The sequence below is a fragment of the Streptosporangium sp. NPDC004631 genome (assembly GCF_053601935.1).
Genome location: NZ_JBSGCR010000025.1, coordinates 81,095 through 99,433, shown reverse-complemented (window position 1 = coordinate 99,433; position 18,339 = coordinate 81,095). Strand labels below are relative to the sequence as shown.

Below are 18,339 nucleotides of genomic sequence, written 5' to 3'. Positions count from 1 at the left end.
GAACAGACACTCCAAGTATTTCATGGGATGCCTGCGGCGGCGGAGGACATGCGCCATGGCTATGACGCACCTTGTCCTCCTTTTCTGGACTAAGAAAGTGATCACATGGGCTGCGGGCCCTCATCTAGAGTCGTCCGCGTGCCTGATCTCTCCTACCTCGCCGCTGTCCGGGAGTCGTACGACACGGTCGCCGCCGACTACTTCGAACAGGTCAAGCCCCCGGCCGAGCTGGATCCGCTGTCACGTGGGATGTTGAACGTGTTCGCCGAGGTCGTGCGAGCGGCCGATCTCGGGGCTGTCGCGGATCTGGGATGCGGGCCCGGCAAAGTGACGGCGCACCTTGCCGAGCAGGGAGTGCCCGCGTTCGGCATCGACCTGTCGCCCGCAATGGTCGAGTTGGCCCGTAAGGCATACCCACATCTGCGCTTCAGCGTCGGCTCGATGACCTCGCTTCCGATCGAGGACAACGAACTTGGCGGCATCCTTGCCTACTACTCCACCCACCACACGCCGCCAACGCTGTTGCCGGTCGTGTTCAACGAGTTCCACCGCGTTCTCGCACCCGGCGGCTGTTTGATGCTGGCCGGCCACGTGGGAGTCGGCCAGCATCTACGTCCAACACAGGCGTATGGCGGCCATCAGGTGTCTTACGAGTCCTACCTGTTGCCGCCAGATCGGATAGTCGAGCTCTTGAAGCAGGCTGGGCTCGTCATCACAGCGCGCTTGATGGAGGAACCCGACGAAGGAGCTCAGAGGACCATCGCTACCTTTCTTGCCCGCAAGCTCGAACGGCCTTGAAGCTCGTATCTGTCCGCGGTGGCGGGGCGGCATCGGTGAAGACCGGCATGCCGAGGGAGACCTTGCGGAGCTCGAACAGGCCTTCAGCTGCGCATTCGCGCGGTCGCCGGGGCCGCGGAGCTTCGCGTGAGCGGAGTTGGCCGCCTTCTGCGAGGCCGACTTGTTCCTGCCCTTGTACGGCACCAGCACCCGATGGCCTGCGCCGGCGTACCCCCTATCCGCCGGCGTGAGCAGCCCGGCGACCTCAAATCGGTGGACGATCCCTCAGATCCGGGAACTTCGCCCAGCCACCCGTTGACCTGGGCCTTGCCGATACATGCTTCTCTGAACCAGCGATAGCCCGGGCGAACGGACGGGAGGGAAGATCGTGATTCTCTCGGCTCGCCTCAGCGCCGGGAACTACTGTCGCGAGCATGGCCGAACACGATGCCCTCAGTACCACCCGCGAGGCTTACGATGCTGCTGCCCCCACCTACGCGCAGCTGTTCCGCGGCGAGCTGTGTGACAGGCCCCTGGACCGTGCGATCTTGGGTGTCTTCGCCGAGGTCGTGAGTGCGAGTGGGGACGGCCAGGTCGCGGACCTGGGGTGTGGACCTGGCCATATCACCGCCTATCTGGACGGGTTGGGGCTGGCGGCGTTTGGTGTCGATGCCTCTCCTGCGATGATCGAGTTGGCTCGACATGCCTATCCGGGCCTGCGGTTCGACGTGGGCTCGATGGCCGCGTTGAACATCGCTGACGGCGTGCTGGGCGGCGTACTCTCACGTTGGTCCATCATCCACACTCCCCCGCGGGAACTCCCCGTCATCCTGGCGGAGTTCCATCGTGTGCTGGCACCCGGCGGCCACCTTCTGGTCGGCTTTTCGGCAAGCGACGATCCGTCTCACCTGACGCAGGTCTTCGATCACACAGTCGCGCCGGCCTATCGGTGGCGGCCTGATCACCTCGCCGCGATGCTGCGCAAGTCCGGGTTGGCCGAGGTGGCCCGGATGGTTCGCGAGCCTCAGCCCACCGACCGGCGGCAGTTCCAGGAGGTTCAACTGCTCGCCCGCAAAGCCCAGGCAGGAGCCGCCTGACCGAACACATGCCCGCGTTCGGATGCGCAACGCGTACCGGCCGGACCAAGTGGGTGAGGCAGTCCTCTTCGGCGCGCCGCCCCTTGGTCCGGTCAACACCTCGGTGCAGGTCCCCGGCCCCGCCACCGTGCGGAGGCGACGGCGCTCGCCGAGGTCCGCCGTACGGAAAGTAGGATCGGTGGGCCGATCGAAGGGGGAGCATCGTGGTCCGGGCGCTGGTGTTCGATGTCGGGGAGACACTGATCGACGAGACGCGGATCTGGTCCCGCTGGGCCGACAGGCTCGGGGTCACCCGGTTCACCATGCTCGGGGTGCTGGGCGGCATGGCGGCCCTCGGCCAGTCGTTCGAGGAGGCGTTCCAGGTCGTCAGGCCCGGGTTCGACGTCGAGGCCGAGCAGGAGTCGTGGCGCCGGGACGATCCCGGCGGGCTCCGGGTGAACTTCGACGCCGACGACCTCTACCCGGACGTACGGCCCGGCCTGGCCGCGCTGCGCGCCCTCGGATACGAGCTGATCATCGCCGGGAACCAGCCGCCGCAGGCGTACGACGCGCTGGCCACGATGGATCTTCCGGTCGACGCCATCCACACCTCCGACGGCTGGGGGGTGGCCAAGCCCGACCCCGGGTTCTTCGCCAAGGTCGTCGCGGTGTCGGGACGGGAGCCCGGTGAGATCCTCTATGTGGGGGACCGGCTCGACAACGACGTTCTACCGGCCCGTACGGCGGGCATGCGGACCGCCCTGATCCGCCGGGGCCCCTGGGGGCACCTGCACGCGATCCGTCCCGAGGCGGGCGAGGCGGACTTCGTCGTCGACGACTTCCCCGCTCTCGTCGCGGCCCTCTCCTAGTGCCTCGTTTCCCAAAGCAGGGTTTCCCAAAGCAGGTAGGTAAAACGGCGTCGGCGCCGGCTGTTCAAAAAGGAACGGAGCACTAACCCGCGGAACCTCGAACGCCCGGTCAACGGCGAGATCCTCTGATCAGCCATCTGTTGCTCTCTGCTGGGCTTCCTATCCGTTCCGTAGGCGAATTTCGTCATTCGGCCCCCCGTGAATATCCACCGGCGGATACTTAGTGTGTACGACTCCTGGCAATGCGTTGGGTAGGGGGTGAGAAGTGAGTCCTCGGGCGACGCGGGCTTGGGCGGCGGCGGGCACGGTCGCCGTCGCCGCCCTCGTGAACATCACGACGGGAGTGCTCACCGAAAAGTGGACGTCGGCTTGGTGCGCGTTCCTCGCCGTCCTGGTGGTCGTCGGCGGCGCTCTCCACGCCTGGCTCTCGGTCGGCGAGAGAGCGGCGGCATCCCAGCGAGCTCAGGACGTGAAGGTCGGCGGCCGGGTTCATCAGCGGATGGGCGGCTCCGGCGAGCAGGCCGTCATCGGCTCCGAAATCGGGGCCGACCTGATCCAAGAGCAGGGCTGAGCGTTGGCGCACAAACCGCAGCCACGGGAACCCGAGCAGGTGGCGGACGGCAACAACGTCGGCGGCGGGATCTACCAGAATCGTGGCGCTCCCATGTTCGTCGGCGACGGCATGCAGGTGCACCTCACGGATCAGCGCTCCGGCCACGTCTCGCGTCGTGCGGTCCTGATTGGGCTGGGTTCGGTGGCACTGACCTCCGCTGGTGGCTGGGCCGGTTACCTGATCCTCGGCTCCGAAGAGGTCGGGAAGCCCGCGAAGGGCACGGCCGCCAAGGCGCCCTCCGATCGTGATGTGCTGACCGGCCACACGGGGGCGGTGAAGGCCGTCGCCTTCAGCCCCAACGGCAGGACGCTCGCCAGCGCTGGCGCCGACGGCACGATCCGATTTTGGGATCTATCGACCAGGGTGACCACCGTGACACTCACCGGCCACGGCGCGGATGTCACGTCCGTGGCGTTCAGCCCGGACTGGAAGACGCTGGCCAGCGCCAGCGCGGACAGCACGATCCGGCTGTGGGACCTCGCGCGCGGCGTCACCAGGACGGTGCTCGCCGACCACACCGGCCCGGTGAACTCCGTGGCCTTCTCGCCCGACAGCGGCTCCCTCGCCAGCGGCAGCACGGACCGGACCACCCGGTTGTGGCGTACGGCGAGCGGGAAATGCACGGCGGTGCTCCGGAAGAGCCCGGCGACGGTGAACTTCGTGATGTTCGGTCCCGACGGATCCAAGCTCCTGGCCGCGTACGCCGACAATACCGTGGGCTTCTGGGACACCGCGAACACCGGGGACGGCCCCAGTGTGCTGACGGTCAACGACATCAGTTCGGTCAACAGCCTGGCGATCTCGGCGCCGGTCATCGCGGTCGGCGCGACGCCCGGCATTGTGCGGCTTTGGAACGGCGACAAGAGCGTCGGGCCGCTGCTGGAGACCGACAGTCCGGTGAACGCCCTCGCGTACCACCGCGACGGCAGGAGGCTGGCCGTCGGCACGAGCAGTGGAACCGTGCTGCTGTGGGACACGAAGACATACAAGATCCTGGGCTCCCCCTTCACCGGGCACACCGGCGCCGTCACCTCCGTGGCGTTCAGCCCCGACAGTAAGGTGCTCGCGAGCGGGAGCGAGGATCACTCTGTGCGCCTCTGGACGGTCTGACGCGCCCGAGGGCGGGCCACAGGGAGCGGGATCCGGTCAGACGTCCGGCTCGATGTGGATCGCGCGTTCCTCGGCCGACAGATCACCCCCGTCGGGGCCGACGTCCCTGGCGTACTCCTCGGAGGTCTCGTCGGGACCCAGCCCCTGGTCCGGTGCCACCAGCCGGTCCTCCCGGCGCGGGGTCCGCTCGCGCTCCGGAGCCTCGCGCCAGAGGCGCTCGTCGAGGGTGTCCTGGTGCCCGGGGTCGTCCTCGACGATCTCGTGGGTGAAGCCGAGGTCGTCTGTCCATCCCTCGACTTCGACCGCTTGCTCATCGCTCAGACCTTCGCGGTCTGCGGGCATTTCACTCATACTGCCGCCCTACCCGTTCCATGCCCGAAAACCCTAGAAAACCAGCCCGTACCTGCCCGCGTCAGTCGACCCGCTCCTGGTCCGGGCCGGGGTCCGCCCGGCGGCGTGGTCACCGAGCCGGCCTGACCACCAAGCTGCACTTGGCCGTCCATTAGCGGCAAAAGCCCATGTCGATTGTCATCGCCGCATGATCCAGCCATGGTTCATACCTCCTCGAAACCCAGTAGGCCGTAGAACTCCCGGCTCTCCTGCACGGCCTCGGATTGGATATTGGGCACGACACGGCGAACGGCCATCGATGACTCCAAACAAGCGAACGGGTCTCTGAGACTGGGCCGATCCTGGTTACGATGTTCCGATGCGTGAAACGCCCGAAGAACTCAACGAACTCCAGGCACTGCTCGACGCCTCCCTGTCCCGCTCCACTACCCATCTCCGCTCGATCATCGCCGAGCGCACCCTGACCGCGGAGCGGCTCACCCGGATTCTGACCGGCATGTGCACGCTCGCCCTGTCCACCGTGACGGCGAAGGGGGAGCCGCGGATCAGCGGCGTGGACGGGCATTTCCTGCACGGCAAGTGGTACTTCGGCACGGCGCGCAGCGCCGCCAAGGCCCGCCACCTCGCCGCCCGCCCCGCCGCCAGCGTCGCGCACATGCGCGGCGAGGACTTGGGCGTGTTCACGCACGGCACGGTGGAGATCCTCAATCCCGAGGACGGCGAGTCGGCCGCGGACTGGCCAGACCTGCTCGCGTACTTTCAGGACTTCTACGGCGATGACGCCTTCGACTGGGACAATGACGTGGTCTTCTACCGGCTGCGCCCGCACTGGATGACCGTCTACGCCCCCGATGTCGCGAAGCTCACCGCCAAGTGACCGTAGGCTCTTGAGCGATCACAGCCACTCGTTGACCGCGGCGGCGGGGACGGTGGCTTCGTAGTGGACGGTCGGCTTGTCATACCGGATCGCCACCGCTCGATGGTGCTTGAGGCGGTTGATGCCGCACTCCACGGCATGGCGGCCGCGGTAGTCGCCCCGGTCGAACGCAGGCGGACGGCCGCCCCGGTTCTTGCGGTGACGGATCTGATCAGCCTTCTCCGGGATCGTGCAGGTGATGCCACGCCTGCGCAGGTAGAGGCACGGTTGGTGCGGGAGATCAGGGCATGCCCTAACCCGTCAGGTACACGGTCTGCCTCTCCTTCCGGGCGTGGCGGGCCGAGGGCAGCCGCGCCGCGGTGTGGCTCGGCAGCAACGCGGTGGCCTCGTCCCAGGGCAGGAAGACCAGGTCGTCGAGCTCCTCCGTCTGGAGCCGGATGCCGGAAGGGTCGTCCACGGTGCCGCCGTCGAACAGGAAGTTGACCATCGGTCTGGGGCGCTCCTCCAGTGGAGGCGACCAGTGCACGACAAGAAGCTCACCCGCCGTCACCACCAGGCCGAGCTCCTCGGCGATCTCCCGCGCGGCGCAGTCGTGCGGCGTCTCACCCGCCTCCACCACTCCGCCGGGGATGGACCAGTACGGCCGGTAGTTCGGTTTGACCAGCAGCACCCGGTCTTCGGCGTCGGTGAGCAGCAGGCACGCCGAGGCGAACACACTGGGCAGGCTGGCATACCACTCGGCGGGCTCAAGGTAGGGCTTGCTCACCTTGATCAGATTACCTTTCCCGGACGCGGCGTCACCGGTCGAACCGGCCGCCGGGACTCTCCCCGGGGCGTCGCCGGACGGGTGCCCGTTGCCGGCGCGGGATCACCGGCATCTCCGTACGGCGATGCCGGTGCCCCCTCACGCCCTCATGCGTGGTTACGTGCGGCCCTCTTCCCGCTCTCCCAGCCAGACGAGGTCGGAGTGGAGCCGCTTCGCGGCGCTGTAGGCGCTCCTCCACCGGCCGAACCCCTGGACCACGCCGACGGTGGCCGCCGCACCGCACGGCATTTCCAGCCCGTAGGCCACCACCTCGGCGGCGTCCTCCTCCTCGAACCCCTGGACGAGCGCGAACAGACGGGGCAGGCCGCCGGTCAGCACACGTACCCTCTCCATCCCCACAGCCGCGAACGCGACGTTCCGAAGCGCGTCCTTTTCGCCGTTCTCACTCGTGCTCCCCCGGGGAGCCGGGTCGTGGTAGACAGTCGGGTAGTCGGAACCAGTGAGGTGCTCCATAGCGGGTGCTTCCTTCCGGCGTCTGAGGCCGGGGCGGCCCTGCCCTCCAAGCGAAGGCCGCCCCGGCCTTTCCGATGTTCATGTGATCACGTGACCGTTCCGTGGTCACTGGCTGCCATTTACTGCACTCCTTGTGACCAAGTTGCTACCGTGGGTATAGTGACACGCGGTTACGAAGTTTCACAAGCTGTGAAATCAATGACTGTGAAGTCTTTGGCTGCACAGCGCAGTCTGGGAGGGATGGTGTATGGCTGCTCCGAAGTGGGTGACGCTCCGAGCGCAGTGGCTCGGTCAGCAACTCCGTGACTTACGGGAGGCCAACGGCCTGCTGCTCAGGGACGCGGCCGAGTATCTCCAGCGTGATCCGTCCACCGCGGGCCGTTTCGAGTCCGGGGAGTATCCGATCCGGCGCCCCGATCTGCTGGCACTGCTCGACCTGTACGGCGTCGCCGACAGCAGACGGCGCGAGGACCTGATGAAGCTCAGCCAGGAGGTCTGGCAGAAGGGCTGGTGGGACGGATACGCCGGAGAGGTCGCCGGAGCGTTTGTCGACTACGTGTGGCTGGAGTCCCGAGCACGCGAGATCCGTGCCTTCGACAACACATTGCTCCTCGGGTTGTTCCAGATCGAGGAGTACGCGCGTGCGGCAATCACCGCAGCGGAGTTCGGAGCCGGGGACGAACAGATCGATCGTTGGGTCGAACTGCGTATGGCCCGTCAGGAAATTCTCAAAGGCGATAATCCGCCTCGACTCTCGGTCATTATCGATGAAGCGGTATTGCGCCGTAAGGTCGGGGGTCCGGCATGCCTGACGGAGCAACTCCGTCACCTGGCCGAACAAGCTGTTCAGCCGAATATCGAGATCCGGGTGTTGCCGTTCAGCGCAGGGGCGCATGCCAGTCCGACGGGTGCCTTCCGCGTCCTGATGATGGAGGCCCGTTTTCCCGAGGTTGCCTATGCGGAAACCGCGAAGGGGGCCATCTACGTGGAATCACCCGATACAGAGCAGTTCATACTGACGTACGATAATTTACAGAAGCTCGCCCTCGGCCCCGAAGAGTCGGCCGAGTTCATCTCCGCAACGGCAGAAGAGGTGCGGTGAACGCGATGGAAGAGCACAGGTCTACCCCCGGAGAACTGGTCGGCGTCGCCTGGCGCATCAGTACGAGGAGTGAGAACGGCGGTGGGAGTTGTGTTGAGGCTGGGCCCTTCGCCGATGGTAGTGGGCGGGTGGCGGTGCGGCACAGTCATCGGCCTGGTGGTGAGGTGATCGTCTATACCCGTGCCGAGTGGGAGGCGTTCATCGGCGGCGTCAAGGACGGCGAGTTCGACTTCCCCGTCGGGTAGAGGTGGTGTCGCGCGGGGGCGCGTGGAGCGATGAACATGAGAGCAGGGGGCCGTCCCGTGCCGGGACGGCCCCCTGCTCTCCCACCCTCCGGGTCAGATCATCGGAAGCCGGCCGTAGTAGCCGCCGATCTCCTCGCGGTAGCCGGAATCCCGGTAGGTCGCCTCGTCGAACTCCGGCGCCGCCTTGATCTCGTCCTTGGTACGGTTGACGTAGACCTTGCGTTCCTGCGGGTCAATCCGGGTGACGGTGGAGGCCGGCAGCACCACCTTCTTGCCGAAGATCCAGAAACCGGTGTCGACGACGATGTAGCTGTCACCGACCACGTTGCTCTCCTCGTCCACCGAGCCGATCTTGCCGTCGGTGGCCTCCACGTCGAAGCCGATCACGCTCAGGCTCTCGTCGCCGAAGACGCCGGAGCGGTAGGCCCACACGTTCTCACTCGTCATCTTCACGCTCTCCTCATCGATCATGGGGTCGGGCAGAAGATGAGCTACCCGGGTCGGCCGGGCTAAACGGGTCCGGGGCAAGGTTTCCCTCGATCACCGGCGATGACCGGCTTGGCCGCCCCGGACTCCGTCACGCGTGGTCGTTCAGTAGGCGATCCGCTCCAGGATCCAGTCGGCGAGTGTCTTGGTCACCTTGCTGTGCTCTGAATTCTCGGTGTCGCAGTGGAAGTCGTCCAGGTCGCTGCTTCCGGCGGGCATGGTCGACAGGTCGGTGTACAGGTCGACCGGCCAGTCGACCGGGTCGTATTTGAGGGCGACCGCGCTCACCGAGGGGACGAAGCACACGCTGCGATGCCGGTCCCCGATCTCGACGCCGAGCTTGTCGGCGAGCATGCCGTAGGAGGCGAGGGTGCCCCCGGGGGCGCCGTCGAACGGCGGGACCTCGGTGGTGTAGGTCTTGCTCACCCACAGGGGCACGGCACGCATCCCGCCGACGTGCTGCCTTGTCCCGTAGGCGGGCTGGGCGTGGACCGTCGCCCCGACGAGGCCGCCCAGCTCGCTCCACTCGAAGATCAGCTCCCCGGGGGTCACCTCCCGGCCGGTCCCGGTGGCGGTGCCGTTGGCCACTCCGAGCTTGCGCGGCCGGGCCGGGAACCAGTTCACCCCCTTCAGGTCGGCGAGGAACTCGCCGCGCAGGGGGCTGGCGGTGGCGACGGGGCCTGAGTAGCCCGTCTTCTCGATCCAGCCCCAGAGGAGCTGCTGCGCCGCCGGGCTCTTGATCAGGTCCGCCTGGCTGGGTCGGCCGGGCTCGGGCGGGGTCAGGTTCTCGGAGAAGTAGGCCAGCTGCTGGAGGATCAGCGGGATCCAGGCCCCGTTGTGCGGTGAGTCGTAGGACAGGTAGGTCTCGGTCTGGTGGTCTTCGCCCTGGCTCTCCATGGCGGCCAGCGCGTAGCGGGTGACCAGGCCGCCCATGCTCGCGCCGCCGACGATCAGGGGGGCGTCTCCCTGCCTGCGCTCGATGGCCTGGCGGATGCAGCTCACTGCCACACCGGCGTTGGCCTGGATGTGGGTGTGCCGCATGTCGAAGCCGAGCAGGACGATGTCGACCCCCGCGGCGAGCAGCTGGTCGAAGAGCCTCTCCTGGGAGGGCGAGTAGGGCTCGTTGAAGTGGTCCCAGAGCGCCGCCAGGTCGCTCGGGCCGTAGTTGAACCCGTCCGCGAAGATCATTGGCCTCGTCAGGTGGCTGTGACCGGCGCCGTAGTAGACCGCGGCCGTCCCGCTCGCCGTCTGCCCCTGGTACGGCCAGGCCGAGGTGAGCGTCCACTCCTCGTCGGGCACCCGGGCCGGTTCGCCGGAACGGCTCGGCTGGGTCGCGAACATGACCCCCTTGGGGAGCAGTGCGGCGATCTCTTCCGCCCGCCCGGCGGGAGGGGTCTCCGCCTGTTGCTGGAGGAGCCGCTCGACGTCGACCCTGGCTTGCTGGTCCATCGGAGAATTAGTCATCTTTTTCCGATTTCCTCTCGCTCGACATCTTTGTAAGAGATGTCAGAAATTGGGCGATAACTGCCATGAGGGAGTTCGCAAGACGCGTCCTACCCGGCGCCATTGAGTCGGCAACTCGATCGGGTCGGAAATCTTTCCTCCTTGTCATGATTTTTTTCCTCTGGAATTTCACGAAAAGCCTTTAGTGGGAGCTAATCGACATTTAGTGCATGTTCTCGGGGTGGGGTCTGTCGGCGCCGGAGCCGCGGCGACACCTGTGGGAAAGCCGCGGAGCTGCGGAAACGGCCAGGCTGGACGCGGTCGACGGCGTGATGGGACCCGCTGGGCCATGCCGGGGAAAAGGAGAGGGAAAGAGGCTCCGTGTGGCCGGGTGTTTCGGCGCCGATTCATATGAAAGCTATTTTGGGGCCTGTGGTCTGGGATAAAGAAGGCTCGATCGGGACGCCGCTCCGTCGATTGTCTGGTTCATTCCTTGGCGTCTTGACCGAAACGTCGGGCGGGGGAGTCATTCGGCGGTGTGCTCGCCGAGGCGCTCTCCCCGTGCCCCGCGAGATCCTCCATGTCCTGCGAGAGCTGCCATGTCCTGAAAGGGGCGCCGTGTCCTGAGGGAGCCGTCGTCCCGGCGGGGGCGGACACCGCCGGGGCGGCGGGATCGGCCGGTCAGTCGTGGGGAGGGATGCCGGAGACCTCGTGGTCGGCGTGGAAGAGGGCCTCGCCGATGAGCGCGCTGACATGGGCGTCGCGCGCCCGGTACAGCACGCGGCGACCCTCCCGGCGAGTGCGTACCAGCCCGGTGAGGCGGAGTTTGGCCAGGTGCTGGGAGACCGAGGGGCGCGCGACCCCGACGGCTTCGGCCAGCGAGCCCACGTCGTACTCGCCGGAGGACAGCAGCCACATCAGGCGGAGCCGCGTGGCGTCGCTGAGCATGCGGAAAGCGTCGACCGCCTTGTCCACCTGGGCGGGAGTCGGTTGTTCCTGCGACAGGCCGGTACTTGAGTCGTTGTCGCGTGCGTACATGAATACATATACTCCGGGATGAAGGCGTCATTCGCAAACGAGGTGGCTATGTCCGACCAGCAGGATGCGGGTTCCCCGTTCCCCGACGCGCACCACGAACACGGGCACGAACACGGCCGTGGGCACGGACACCCTCGCGGGCGTGGGGTGTCGGCCGGAGGCGGCCGGCTCAGAGGGCTGATCTCGCGGGCCGGCCACGTTCTCACCCCGCACGGTCACGACGGCGCGGACAAGACCGACGCGGCACTGGAGTCCAGCAGCCGGGGCATGCGTGTGCTGGGCGTCTCGTTCGCGGTACTGGTCGTCACCGGGGTGATCCAGGCGGTGATCGTGGTCCTCTCCGGCTCCGTGGCGCTGCTGGGTGACACGCTGCACAACTTCGCCGACGCCCTGACCGCGGTTCCGCTGGCGATCGCCTTCTCTCTCGGGCGGCGGACGGCCACCCGCCGGTTCACCTACGGCTACGGCAGGGCCGAGGACCTGGCCGGGATCGTCATCGTGGTCATCATCGCCGTCTCGGCCGTGTTCGCCGGATACGAGGCCGTGGAGCGCCTGATCAACCCTCAGGACATGCACGCGCTCGGCTGGGTCGCCGTCGCCGGGGTGGTCGGTTTCCTGGGCAACGAATGGGTGGCCCGCTACCGGATCAAGGTCGGCCGTCAGATCGGTTCGGCGGCGCTGGTCGCCGACGGACTGCACGCCCGTACCGACGGGTTCACCTCGCTGGCCGTACTGCTCGGCGCCGGGGGTGCCGCCCTGGGGTGGCCGCTCGCCGACCCGGTCGTCGGCCTGCTGATCACGGTGGCGATCTGCTCCGTGCTGCGCGACGCGGCCAGGGAGATCTACCACCGGCTGATGGACGCCGTCGATCCGGCCCTGATCGACCTGGCCGAGCGGATCCTCACCGCCACCCCCGGTGTGCGGCGGGTCGGGTCGCTGCGGCTGCGCTGGATCGGCCACGCACTCCGCGCCGAGGTGGACATCGTGGTCGACCACGACCTGTCGCTGCTGGAGGCGCACGCCGTGGCCGTGGAGGTCGAGCGTCGGCTGATCCACGGTCTGCCCCGGCTGAGCGCCGCCACGGTGCACGCCGACCCCGACGGCCATGACGGCGAGGGTCATCATGTCGTGCCCGCCGCCCGGCAGGCCCCGCACCTGCGCGGCGTCTCTCCGCGATAGGGCCGGGGCGGGGGCGTCACGCTCAGGCCGGGCGTCTCGTCTCGACGTCTCCGCCGGTGCCGGTGACGCCCCCGGCGGCCTGGGCGTCGCCGAGGCGCCAGCGGGTACGGCCGCCGACGATCGTGGCCACGCACCGTCCCGGCCCCTCGTGGAGCAGGGCGGTGTAGGCGGTCCGCGCGTCGGCCTCCACCGCGAAGACGGCGAAGTCGGCGCGGCTGCCCGGGCCGAGGCACCCCAGCCGGCGCCGTCCCTCGGCCACGCCCAGGGCCCGCGCGCCGCCCAGCGTCACCGCCTCGACCAGCAGCCGGTCGAGGCCGGGGGAGCGGTCGTGGGCGAGCATGCGGGCCGCGGCCAGCGGGTCGCCGCCCGTCCGGGTGCCGAACGCGATCGGGTTCCCGCCGTCCAGCAGCCCCTCGGCGGCGAACGGCGAGGAGATCGCCACCGTGGTGTTCCGGATCCGCAGGAGCTTGCGGTCGGCCTCGTCGAGCGGACCGAAGATCGCCACATGGCAGCCGCGGCCCAGGGCTCCCACCTCGTCGAGGAACCCGGCGGGGTGGCGGCCGAGCTCGACGTGGAGTCGGAGTCCGAACGTCCGGGACAGGATGGCCAGGTCCTCCATGACCAGGGGGTCGGGGGAGTGCGGGGCGATGCCGACGGCCCCCGGATGGTCCACCTCGCGGATGGCGGTGATCAGCCGGTCGCGCTCCTCGCCCTCCCAGCGGGCCTCGTCCGCACAGCGCGTCTCCAGGTAGGTCACGCCGCCCAGTCCGGTCCCGCCGAACGCGGAGGCGGTCTCCGGGTCACCGGCCACGCCCGCGACCGAGGTGACACCGTGGACGAAGACGGGAGGAGCGTTCCGGTCAAGCCTGAGATGGGCGTCGATCAGTCCCGGTGCGACCGTGCCCGGCCAGCGGACGGGGGCGAGTTCGGGATAGGCGGCCTCGATCTCGCGGCGAGGCCCGACCCGGAGCACCCGGTCGTCCCTGATGGCGAGGGCGCCGTCCTCGACGGGCGGCCCGCAGATCGGAAGGATCAGCGGCGCGCTGTGCACGACGACCGCCGACGGCGTACGCGCGCCGATGGCATGGCGCACGTGCGTGGGCATTAGGCACTCCTGGCTGTTTTGTCCTTTGGGAGAGATTAAGGGCATTACCCTGCTGATCTCAAATGTCGGACCGAAATGATCTGAAGTGGTCGTTTTCCCGCCGTCGGTGGATCTTCCTGGCGGGCGATTGATCGCTGCTAAACCGATCTATAGCGTCATTTATCGTGACTCGTCCCCCCAGGTTCCTGAAAGTGCTGATCGCGGCTATCGTCGTGATCCCGATCGGGTTCGGCTCCGTGCCCGCCTCCGCCGACCCTCCGTCCGGCCCCGAGTACCCCTGGCGCCTGGACCAGTGGCCCCGGATCCAGCCGTGGCAGCGGGACGCGCCCGTGACGGCCACACGGCGCGGCCGGCCGGGCGACCCGGCCCCCATCGACCCGCAGAACTGGAAGAACCCCGACCACATGACGTGGGCCGACTACACCAGGCCACCGGGCACGAACTGGGCCGACCCCACGGCCAAGGGCTCCAGGCGGACCTTCCGCGGCGCGCTCGTCCTGCTCGACTATCCCGACCAGCCGTTCGTGGTCACCCGGCCCCAGGGCTCCACGGTTTTCCGGAACCCCAGCGCCGAGGCCCACGACATCCCGCGCGAGCGGGTCGCCCGGTTCTACCGGGACTTCCTCAACACCCCGAACGAGCTCAACCGGGGGCACACCATCCACGAATACTGGATGGAGGACTCGGGCGGTCGCTACGGCGTCGAACTGACCGCCTTCGGCCCCTACCGGATGCCGGGCAGGTCCCACGAGTACGGCATGGAGTTCCAGGCGGGCACCGGCTGCCCGGCCGGGGACCGCTGTGACAGGAACATCAGGACCGACGGGCGGGCGGCGTGGACCGCCGCCGCCGGCCAGGACGTTCCGGCGGGGTTCGACTTCGTCTTCTACCTGAGCGCGGGCCAGGACGAGTCGGCCACCTGGCAGGAGTTCGGATCGATCAAGTTTCCCGTCAAGGAGGCGGTGACCGACGACTTCGGCCCGCCGGACCCGGCCCTGCCCAACTGGGCCGGGACCCGCTACGTGGAGTGGACCTCCTGGGCCTCGGCCGCCTCCCTCTGGCCCAACGCCGGGGGTGGCTCGTCCACCCAGGCGGAGAGCTCGGGACAGGGCGTCTACGCCCACGAGTTCAGCCACATCCTCGGCATCGGCGACAACTACAACAACCCGTTCGGGGTGCCGCCGCGCCGCGCGTACACCGGCATCTGGGAGATGCTCAGCCGGGGCAGCTTCAACGGTCCCGGCGGGCCGCACAGCCGGTGGCTGATCCCGCCCACCTCGGGGGGCTCGATGGGCGCCCAGCACATGCTCCGCAACAAGATCAAACTTGAGATGGTGGACGAGCGGAACGTGCTCCGCCTGTCCCGCGAGGCGCTGGCCGAGTCCGGGCTCGTCGTGGCCAGGGTGACCGCGCGGGCCGTACAGCCGGGCCCTGACGACCTGTCCGGGATCACCGTCGCCCTCGGCGGCGGAGACCGGAGCCCCGCCTGCGACATCGCCGCCGACCCGCTCTGCGACGGCGGTGGTTACGACGACTACACCGTCGAGGTCGTCGACCGGATGGGCGCCGACTCCTTCACCCCGGACTCCGGCGTGCTGCTGGCCAAGACCAAGAACGCCGACCGCGCGCCCTTCGAGTGGGTCGTCGACGCCAACCCGCGGGACATCGGCATGACCGACTACGTCCTGCCCGACGGCACCGCCGTGCCCATCACGATCGGCGACTACCGTCAGCTGTCGGACGCGCTGTTCCACGCGGGCACCGGCTCCGGCTCCGAGTACGAGTACGCCGACAGGGCCAACGGGCTCCACTTCTACGTGCTCGACGTACGGCGGGACCGTCGGGGCGTCCTGTCCTACACGGTGGCGGTCCGCTCCCTGGACGGCGGGGGACCGCGGCGGCGCGGTCCGAGGCTGCTCCCGGCCGCCGGGATCCCCTCGGGCGGGGACCTGTCCACCTGCCGTTTCCCGCTCCTCAACACCGGCGGGCCGGCCCCCGCCGGGGGACGGCACCCCGAGGACGTGAGTGCCTATCTCGGCGGTGACGTCTACCGGCTGTCGGCCACCGTGGAGGGGCGGGGCTGGACGGCCTCGCTGCCCAACGGCCTGGCCACCGCGGACTCCGGCGGGTGGGTGTCCGTGGCCGTCGACGCCCGGCGGACCTCCGGCGGCAGCCGCCTGGCCAAGGTCACGCTGACCGCCGTCTCCGAGAGCGACCCGTCCAGAACCGCCCGCGCCACCTGCCACGTGGTCGGTCTGTGACGCCCGTTCCCGCCGGAGGAGAGCACGCCGGACGGGGCGGTGAGCCGCGAACCAGGAGGTCATGGAAGGGGGTTGCCGTTTGCGGTAATGAGCCCGGACGTTAACTGCATGGTCATTCCATGACGTATAAGCTCATTGGTGATGAATGATCTGACGCGATGGATTGATCTTGAAGGTGCCGTCAACGTGCGCGACCTCGGCGGGCTCGCGACGGTGGACGGCGGGACCACACGCTTCGGCCGGGTGTACCGGTCGGACAACCTGCAGGGCCTGACAGGGCGTGACATAGAGCTGCTCGTCGGAGGGCTCAAGCTCCGCCACGTCGTCGATCTGCGCTCCGGAGCCGAGGTGTCCCTGGAGGGCCCCGGCCCGCTCACGGCCGTTCCCGAGGTGAACATCCACCATCTCACCCTCTTCGCCGAGGGCGGCAGGAACACCGACGTCGGCGCCGACAGGATCGACGCCGACAGGGTGCTGCCCTGGCAGACACAGCTGGAGGAGGATCTCGCCGAGCTGCGGGTGACCGGCTACTACTACGGCTACCTCCGCGACCGCCCCGACTCGGTACTGGCCGCCCTGCGCGCCATGGCCCACGACGACGGCGCCGCCATCGTCCACTGCGCGGCGGGCAAGGACCGCACCGGCGTGGTCAGCGCCCTGGCCCTGGAGGTCGCCGGGGTCACCAGGGAGGCGATCGTCGCCGACTACGTCGCCACCGGCGACCGCCTGGAGGGCATCATGGCGCGGCTGCGGTCCAGCACCACCTACCGCGACGACCTCGACTCACGCCCGACCGACGACCATCTGCCCCGCGCGGAGTACATCGAGCAGTTCCTGAGCGTCCTCGACGACCGCTTCGGCGGTCCGCTGCCCTGGCTCGCCTCCCAGGGGTGGACCGGATCCGACCTGCGGGCCCTGCGCTCCCGGCTGCGGGACTGACCGTCCAGGCCGCGCCGTACCCGGCGAGGCCGACACGGAGGTCAGTCACCGCGCCGCTCGTCGCGTTCGGCGAGGAACGCCTCGAACTGGGCGGCGAGCTCCTCGCCGGTGGGCATCTCGGCGGACTCGGCCATCAGGTTCTCCTGCTGGGAGCCGGCGGCGAACGCGTCGTACTGCTGCTCCAGGCCGGTGATGGCGGTGGACAGCTCCTCGGAGGACTCGATCTGCTCGGCGATCTCGGCGTCGGTCCGGCCGGCGGCCTCACGCAGGCTCTCCAGCGGGAACACCAGCCCGGTGCTTCCGGCGACCGCCTCCAGAGCCGTCAGGGCGGCCGCGGGATACTCCGCCTGGGCGAGGTAGTGCGGGACGTGCACCGCGTAGCCGAGCGCGTCGTGCCCCTTGGCCCCGAGCCGGAACTCGACCAGCGCGGCCACGCTCCCCGGCACCTGGACCCTGCCGAAGGCACTGGTCTGGCCGCTGATGAGCTCGGGGCGGCTCGCGTGCCCGGTGACGCCCAGCGGGCGGGTGTGCGGGACGGCCATCGGGATGCCGTGGGCGGTCACCAGCCTGCCGACGCCCAGCCGGGTGGCCAGCGCCTCCAGGGCCGAGGCGAACAGCTCCCACTGGCTGTCCGGCTCGGGCCCGCTGAGCAGCAGGAACGGCGTGCCCGCGGTGTCGTGGACCAGGCGCAGGGCGAGCTCTGGGCTCTCCACCTCCACCCACCGGTCGGTGTCGAAGGTCATGATCGGCCGTCGTGACCGGTAGTCGAGCAGGCGGTCCACGTCGAACGTCGCGACGACCCGGTGCTCCAGCTCGTCCATCAGGTGGCCGATGGCGAGCCGCCCGGCGCCACCCGCGTCCACGAACCCGTCGAAGTGGTAGAGCAGCACCGGATCGGTCAGCTCAGGGACATCTCCGCTGAGCCGGTAGAGATCCGTCGGGTCGAACACGTGTTCCAGCCTTTCGTCGGGCGTCTCTTCACATCATGAACCCGTGGGCCGCCCGGTGAATTCCGTCCGCCCCCAGGCGATCACTGGGCACCCTATCGGGGCACAATGAACGCCATGCAGCCTGACCCTGAGCTTGAGGAGTTCGCTACCCGCCTGTTCGACCTGGCCAGGACCGGGGAGACCGACCGGCTCCGCGCCTACGTCGAGGCCGGGGTGCCGACCGACCTGAGCAACGACAGGGGCGACACCCTGCTCATGCTCGCCGCCTATCACGGCCACGCCGGAACGGTCCGGGCGCTGGCCGCCCTCGGAGCCGACCCCGGCCGGGCGAACGACCGGGGGCAGACGCCGCTGTCCGGCGCGGTCTTCAAGAAGGAGTCCGAGGTGATCCGGGCGCTCCTGGAGGCCGGCGCCGACCCGGACGAGGGGACCCCCTCGGCGAGGGAGACCGCACAGATGTTCGGCCACAACGAATACCTGAGCTGGTTCGCGCGGTAACTACGATTTACGGCGTTCCGTTATTGGAGGTGTATAGGAAACCTTCTAATTTTCGGTCATTCTTAACGGGTGGGAATTACTACTACGCACGGTTTTGACCAATCCCTCCGCCTCCCGCCGCTTCCCTGCCCCTTCCCGAGC

20 protein-coding genes and 1 pseudogene are annotated in these 18,339 nt (G+C 68.5%); 12 read left to right on the top strand and 9 right to left on the bottom strand.

The features are described 5' to 3' along the window. The first annotated feature begins 138 nt into the window (after positions 1–138). On the top strand, positions 139–798 hold the full coding sequence (locus ACWEF2_RS23355; RefSeq protein WP_453818401.1) for a class I SAM-dependent methyltransferase: 660 nt from the start codon (positions 139–141) through the stop codon (positions 796–798). A gap of 81 nt (positions 799–879) precedes the next feature. On the opposite strand, the pseudogene ACWEF2_RS23350 reads toward ACWEF2_RS23355, so the two are convergent. Further along, positions 880–1,038, bottom strand: a pseudogene (locus ACWEF2_RS23350) (IS5/IS1182 family transposase); the annotation flags it as partial. 173 nt (positions 1,039–1,211) lie between these two features. Here ACWEF2_RS23350 and ACWEF2_RS23345 point away from each other — a divergent pair. The 4 genes from ACWEF2_RS23345 (at position 1,212) to ACWEF2_RS23330 (ending at position 4,445) form a co-directional block, all read left to right on the top strand. Beyond that, positions 1,212–1,874, top strand: coding sequence for a class I SAM-dependent methyltransferase (locus tag ACWEF2_RS23345; RefSeq protein WP_453818399.1), 663 nt, complete (start codon positions 1,212–1,214; stop codon positions 1,872–1,874). A gap of 203 nt (positions 1,875–2,077) precedes the next feature. Further along, complete coding sequence (locus tag ACWEF2_RS23340) at positions 2,078–2,722, top strand: HAD family hydrolase (protein WP_453818397.1); 645 nt, start codon at positions 2,078–2,080, stop codon at positions 2,720–2,722. Positions 2,723–2,987: 265 nt separating this feature from the next. Continuing rightward, on the top strand, positions 2,988–3,293 hold the full coding sequence (locus ACWEF2_RS23335) for a hypothetical protein (RefSeq protein WP_453818395.1): 306 nt from the start codon (positions 2,988–2,990) through the stop codon (positions 3,291–3,293). 3 nt (positions 3,294–3,296) lie between these two features. After that, positions 3,297–4,445, top strand: a complete 1,149-nt coding sequence (locus tag ACWEF2_RS23330) for a WD40 repeat domain-containing protein (protein ID WP_453818393.1) — start codon at positions 3,297–3,299, stop codon at positions 4,443–4,445. A 36-nt stretch (positions 4,446–4,481) separates the two neighbouring features. Here the strand turns inward: ACWEF2_RS23330 and ACWEF2_RS23325 are convergent, their stop codons facing one another. Continuing rightward, a complete protein-coding gene (locus tag ACWEF2_RS23325; RefSeq protein WP_453818391.1) occupies positions 4,482–4,796 on the bottom strand; it encodes a DUF5709 domain-containing protein in 315 nt (104 codons plus the stop codon). 358 nt (positions 4,797–5,154) lie between these two features. On the opposite strand from ACWEF2_RS23325, the gene ACWEF2_RS23320 reads away from it, so the two are divergent. Then, the gene (locus ACWEF2_RS23320; RefSeq protein WP_453818389.1) at positions 5,155–5,673 is read left to right on the top strand and encodes a pyridoxamine 5'-phosphate oxidase family protein; all 519 of its coding nucleotides are present in this window, start codon (positions 5,155–5,157) and stop codon (positions 5,671–5,673) included. 292 nt (positions 5,674–5,965) lie between these two features. Here ACWEF2_RS23320 and ACWEF2_RS23315 read toward each other — a convergent pair whose 3' ends face one another. Both ACWEF2_RS23315 and ACWEF2_RS23310 read right to left on the bottom strand, forming a co-directional pair. Next, positions 5,966–6,439, bottom strand: coding sequence for an NUDIX domain-containing protein (locus tag ACWEF2_RS23315; protein ID WP_453818387.1), 474 nt, complete (start codon positions 6,437–6,439; stop codon positions 5,966–5,968). Positions 6,440–6,595: 156 nt separating this feature from the next. Beyond that, a complete protein-coding gene (locus tag ACWEF2_RS23310) occupies positions 6,596–6,952 on the bottom strand; it encodes a hypothetical protein (RefSeq protein WP_453818385.1) in 357 nt (118 codons plus the stop codon). A gap of 247 nt (positions 6,953–7,199) precedes the next feature. Between ACWEF2_RS23310 and ACWEF2_RS23305 the strand changes: the two genes are divergently transcribed. Continuing rightward, entirely contained in the window at positions 7,200–8,054 is an 855-nt protein-coding gene (locus tag ACWEF2_RS23305; RefSeq protein WP_453818384.1) for a helix-turn-helix domain-containing protein, read from the top strand. Between the two features lie 5 nt (positions 8,055–8,059). Further along, complete coding sequence (locus ACWEF2_RS23300) at positions 8,060–8,299, top strand: DUF397 domain-containing protein (RefSeq protein WP_453818419.1); 240 nt, start codon at positions 8,060–8,062, stop codon at positions 8,297–8,299. A gap of 93 nt (positions 8,300–8,392) precedes the next feature. Here ACWEF2_RS23300 and ACWEF2_RS23295 read toward each other — a convergent pair whose 3' ends face one another. The 3 genes from ACWEF2_RS23295 to ACWEF2_RS23285 all read right to left on the bottom strand — a co-directional run bounded on the left by ACWEF2_RS23295 (position 8,393) and on the right by ACWEF2_RS23285 (position 11,266). Next, a complete protein-coding gene (locus ACWEF2_RS23295) occupies positions 8,393–8,746 on the bottom strand; it encodes a PRC-barrel domain-containing protein (protein ID WP_453818382.1) in 354 nt (117 codons plus the stop codon). A gap of 144 nt (positions 8,747–8,890) precedes the next feature. Further along, positions 8,891–10,249, bottom strand: coding sequence for a hypothetical protein (locus tag ACWEF2_RS23290; protein ID WP_453818380.1), 1,359 nt, complete (start codon positions 10,247–10,249; stop codon positions 8,891–8,893). Between the two features lie 660 nt (positions 10,250–10,909). Then, positions 10,910–11,266 carry an ArsR/SmtB family transcription factor gene (locus ACWEF2_RS23285; RefSeq protein WP_453818378.1) on the bottom strand — a complete coding sequence of 119 codons (357 nt, stop codon included), beginning with the start codon at positions 11,264–11,266 and terminating at the stop codon, positions 10,910–10,912. Between the two features lie 48 nt (positions 11,267–11,314). Between ACWEF2_RS23285 and ACWEF2_RS23280 the strand changes: the two genes are divergently transcribed. Beyond that, positions 11,315–12,445, top strand: a complete 1,131-nt coding sequence (locus ACWEF2_RS23280) for a cation diffusion facilitator family transporter (protein ID WP_453818376.1) — start codon at positions 11,315–11,317, stop codon at positions 12,443–12,445. Between the two features lie 22 nt (positions 12,446–12,467). On the opposite strand, the gene ACWEF2_RS23275 is transcribed toward ACWEF2_RS23280, so the two are convergent. After that, complete coding sequence (locus tag ACWEF2_RS23275; RefSeq protein ID WP_453818374.1) at positions 12,468–13,550, bottom strand: amidohydrolase family protein; 1,083 nt, start codon at positions 13,548–13,550, stop codon at positions 12,468–12,470. Positions 13,551–13,741: 191 nt separating this feature from the next. Between ACWEF2_RS23275 and ACWEF2_RS23270 the strand changes: the two genes are divergently transcribed. Together ACWEF2_RS23270 and ACWEF2_RS23265 are read left to right on the top strand one after the other, a co-directional pair. Next, positions 13,742–15,811: a M6 family metalloprotease domain-containing protein gene (locus ACWEF2_RS23270; RefSeq protein WP_453818372.1), complete on the top strand. Its 2,070-nt coding sequence runs from the start codon at positions 13,742–13,744 to the stop codon at positions 15,809–15,811. Between the two features lie 141 nt (positions 15,812–15,952). Further along, positions 15,953–16,750, top strand: a complete 798-nt coding sequence (locus ACWEF2_RS23265; RefSeq protein ID WP_453818370.1) for a tyrosine-protein phosphatase — start codon at positions 15,953–15,955, stop codon at positions 16,748–16,750. Between the two features lie 41 nt (positions 16,751–16,791). Here ACWEF2_RS23265 and ACWEF2_RS23260 read toward each other — a convergent pair whose 3' ends face one another. Beyond that, on the bottom strand, positions 16,792–17,700 hold the full coding sequence (locus ACWEF2_RS23260) for a proteasome assembly chaperone family protein (protein WP_453818368.1): 909 nt from the start codon (positions 17,698–17,700) through the stop codon (positions 16,792–16,794). A 105-nt stretch (positions 17,701–17,805) separates the two neighbouring features. Between ACWEF2_RS23260 and ACWEF2_RS23255 the strand changes: the two genes are divergently transcribed. After that, the gene (locus ACWEF2_RS23255) at positions 17,806–18,198 is read left to right on the top strand and encodes an ankyrin repeat domain-containing protein (RefSeq protein WP_453818366.1); all 393 of its coding nucleotides are present in this window, start codon (positions 17,806–17,808) and stop codon (positions 18,196–18,198) included. Positions 18,199–18,339: the final 141 nt, after the last annotated feature.

What these genes read in the sequence shown, in the direction of transcription:
- ACWEF2_RS23345 (WP_453818399.1), top strand. Translation starts at nt 1,212, where the DNA reads ATGGCCGAACACGATGCCCTCAGTACCACCCGCGAGGCTTACGATGCT.
- ACWEF2_RS23325 (WP_453818391.1), bottom strand. Translation starts at nt 4,796, where the DNA reads ATGAGTGAAATGCCCGCAGACCGCGAAGGTCTGAGCGATGAGCAAGCG.
- ACWEF2_RS23320 (WP_453818389.1), top strand. Translation starts at nt 5,155, where the DNA reads ATGCGTGAAACGCCCGAAGAACTCAACGAACTCCAGGCACTGCTCGAC.
- ACWEF2_RS23310 (WP_453818385.1), bottom strand. Translation starts at nt 6,952, where the DNA reads ATGGAGCACCTCACTGGTTCCGACTACCCGACTGTCTACCACGACCCG.
- ACWEF2_RS23305 (WP_453818384.1), top strand. Translation starts at nt 7,200, where the DNA reads ATGGCTGCTCCGAAGTGGGTGACGCTCCGAGCGCAGTGGCTCGGTCAG.
- ACWEF2_RS23300 (WP_453818419.1), top strand. Translation starts at nt 8,060, where the DNA reads ATGGAAGAGCACAGGTCTACCCCCGGAGAACTGGTCGGCGTCGCCTGG.
- ACWEF2_RS23295 (WP_453818382.1), bottom strand. Translation starts at nt 8,746, where the DNA reads ATGACGAGTGAGAACGTGTGGGCCTACCGCTCCGGCGTCTTCGGCGAC.
- ACWEF2_RS23290 (WP_453818380.1), bottom strand. Translation starts at nt 10,249, where the DNA reads ATGACTAATTCTCCGATGGACCAGCAAGCCAGGGTCGACGTCGAGCGG.
- ACWEF2_RS23285 (WP_453818378.1), bottom strand. Translation starts at nt 11,266, where the DNA reads ATGTACGCACGCGACAACGACTCAAGTACCGGCCTGTCGCAGGAACAA.
- ACWEF2_RS23280 (WP_453818376.1), top strand. Translation starts at nt 11,315, where the DNA reads ATGTCCGACCAGCAGGATGCGGGTTCCCCGTTCCCCGACGCGCACCAC.
- ACWEF2_RS23275 (WP_453818374.1), bottom strand. Translation starts at nt 13,550, where the DNA reads ATGCCCACGCACGTGCGCCATGCCATCGGCGCGCGTACGCCGTCGGCG.
- ACWEF2_RS23265 (WP_453818370.1), top strand. Translation starts at nt 15,953, where the DNA reads ATGAATGATCTGACGCGATGGATTGATCTTGAAGGTGCCGTCAACGTG.
- ACWEF2_RS23255 (WP_453818366.1), top strand. Translation starts at nt 17,806, where the DNA reads ATGAACGCCATGCAGCCTGACCCTGAGCTTGAGGAGTTCGCTACCCGC.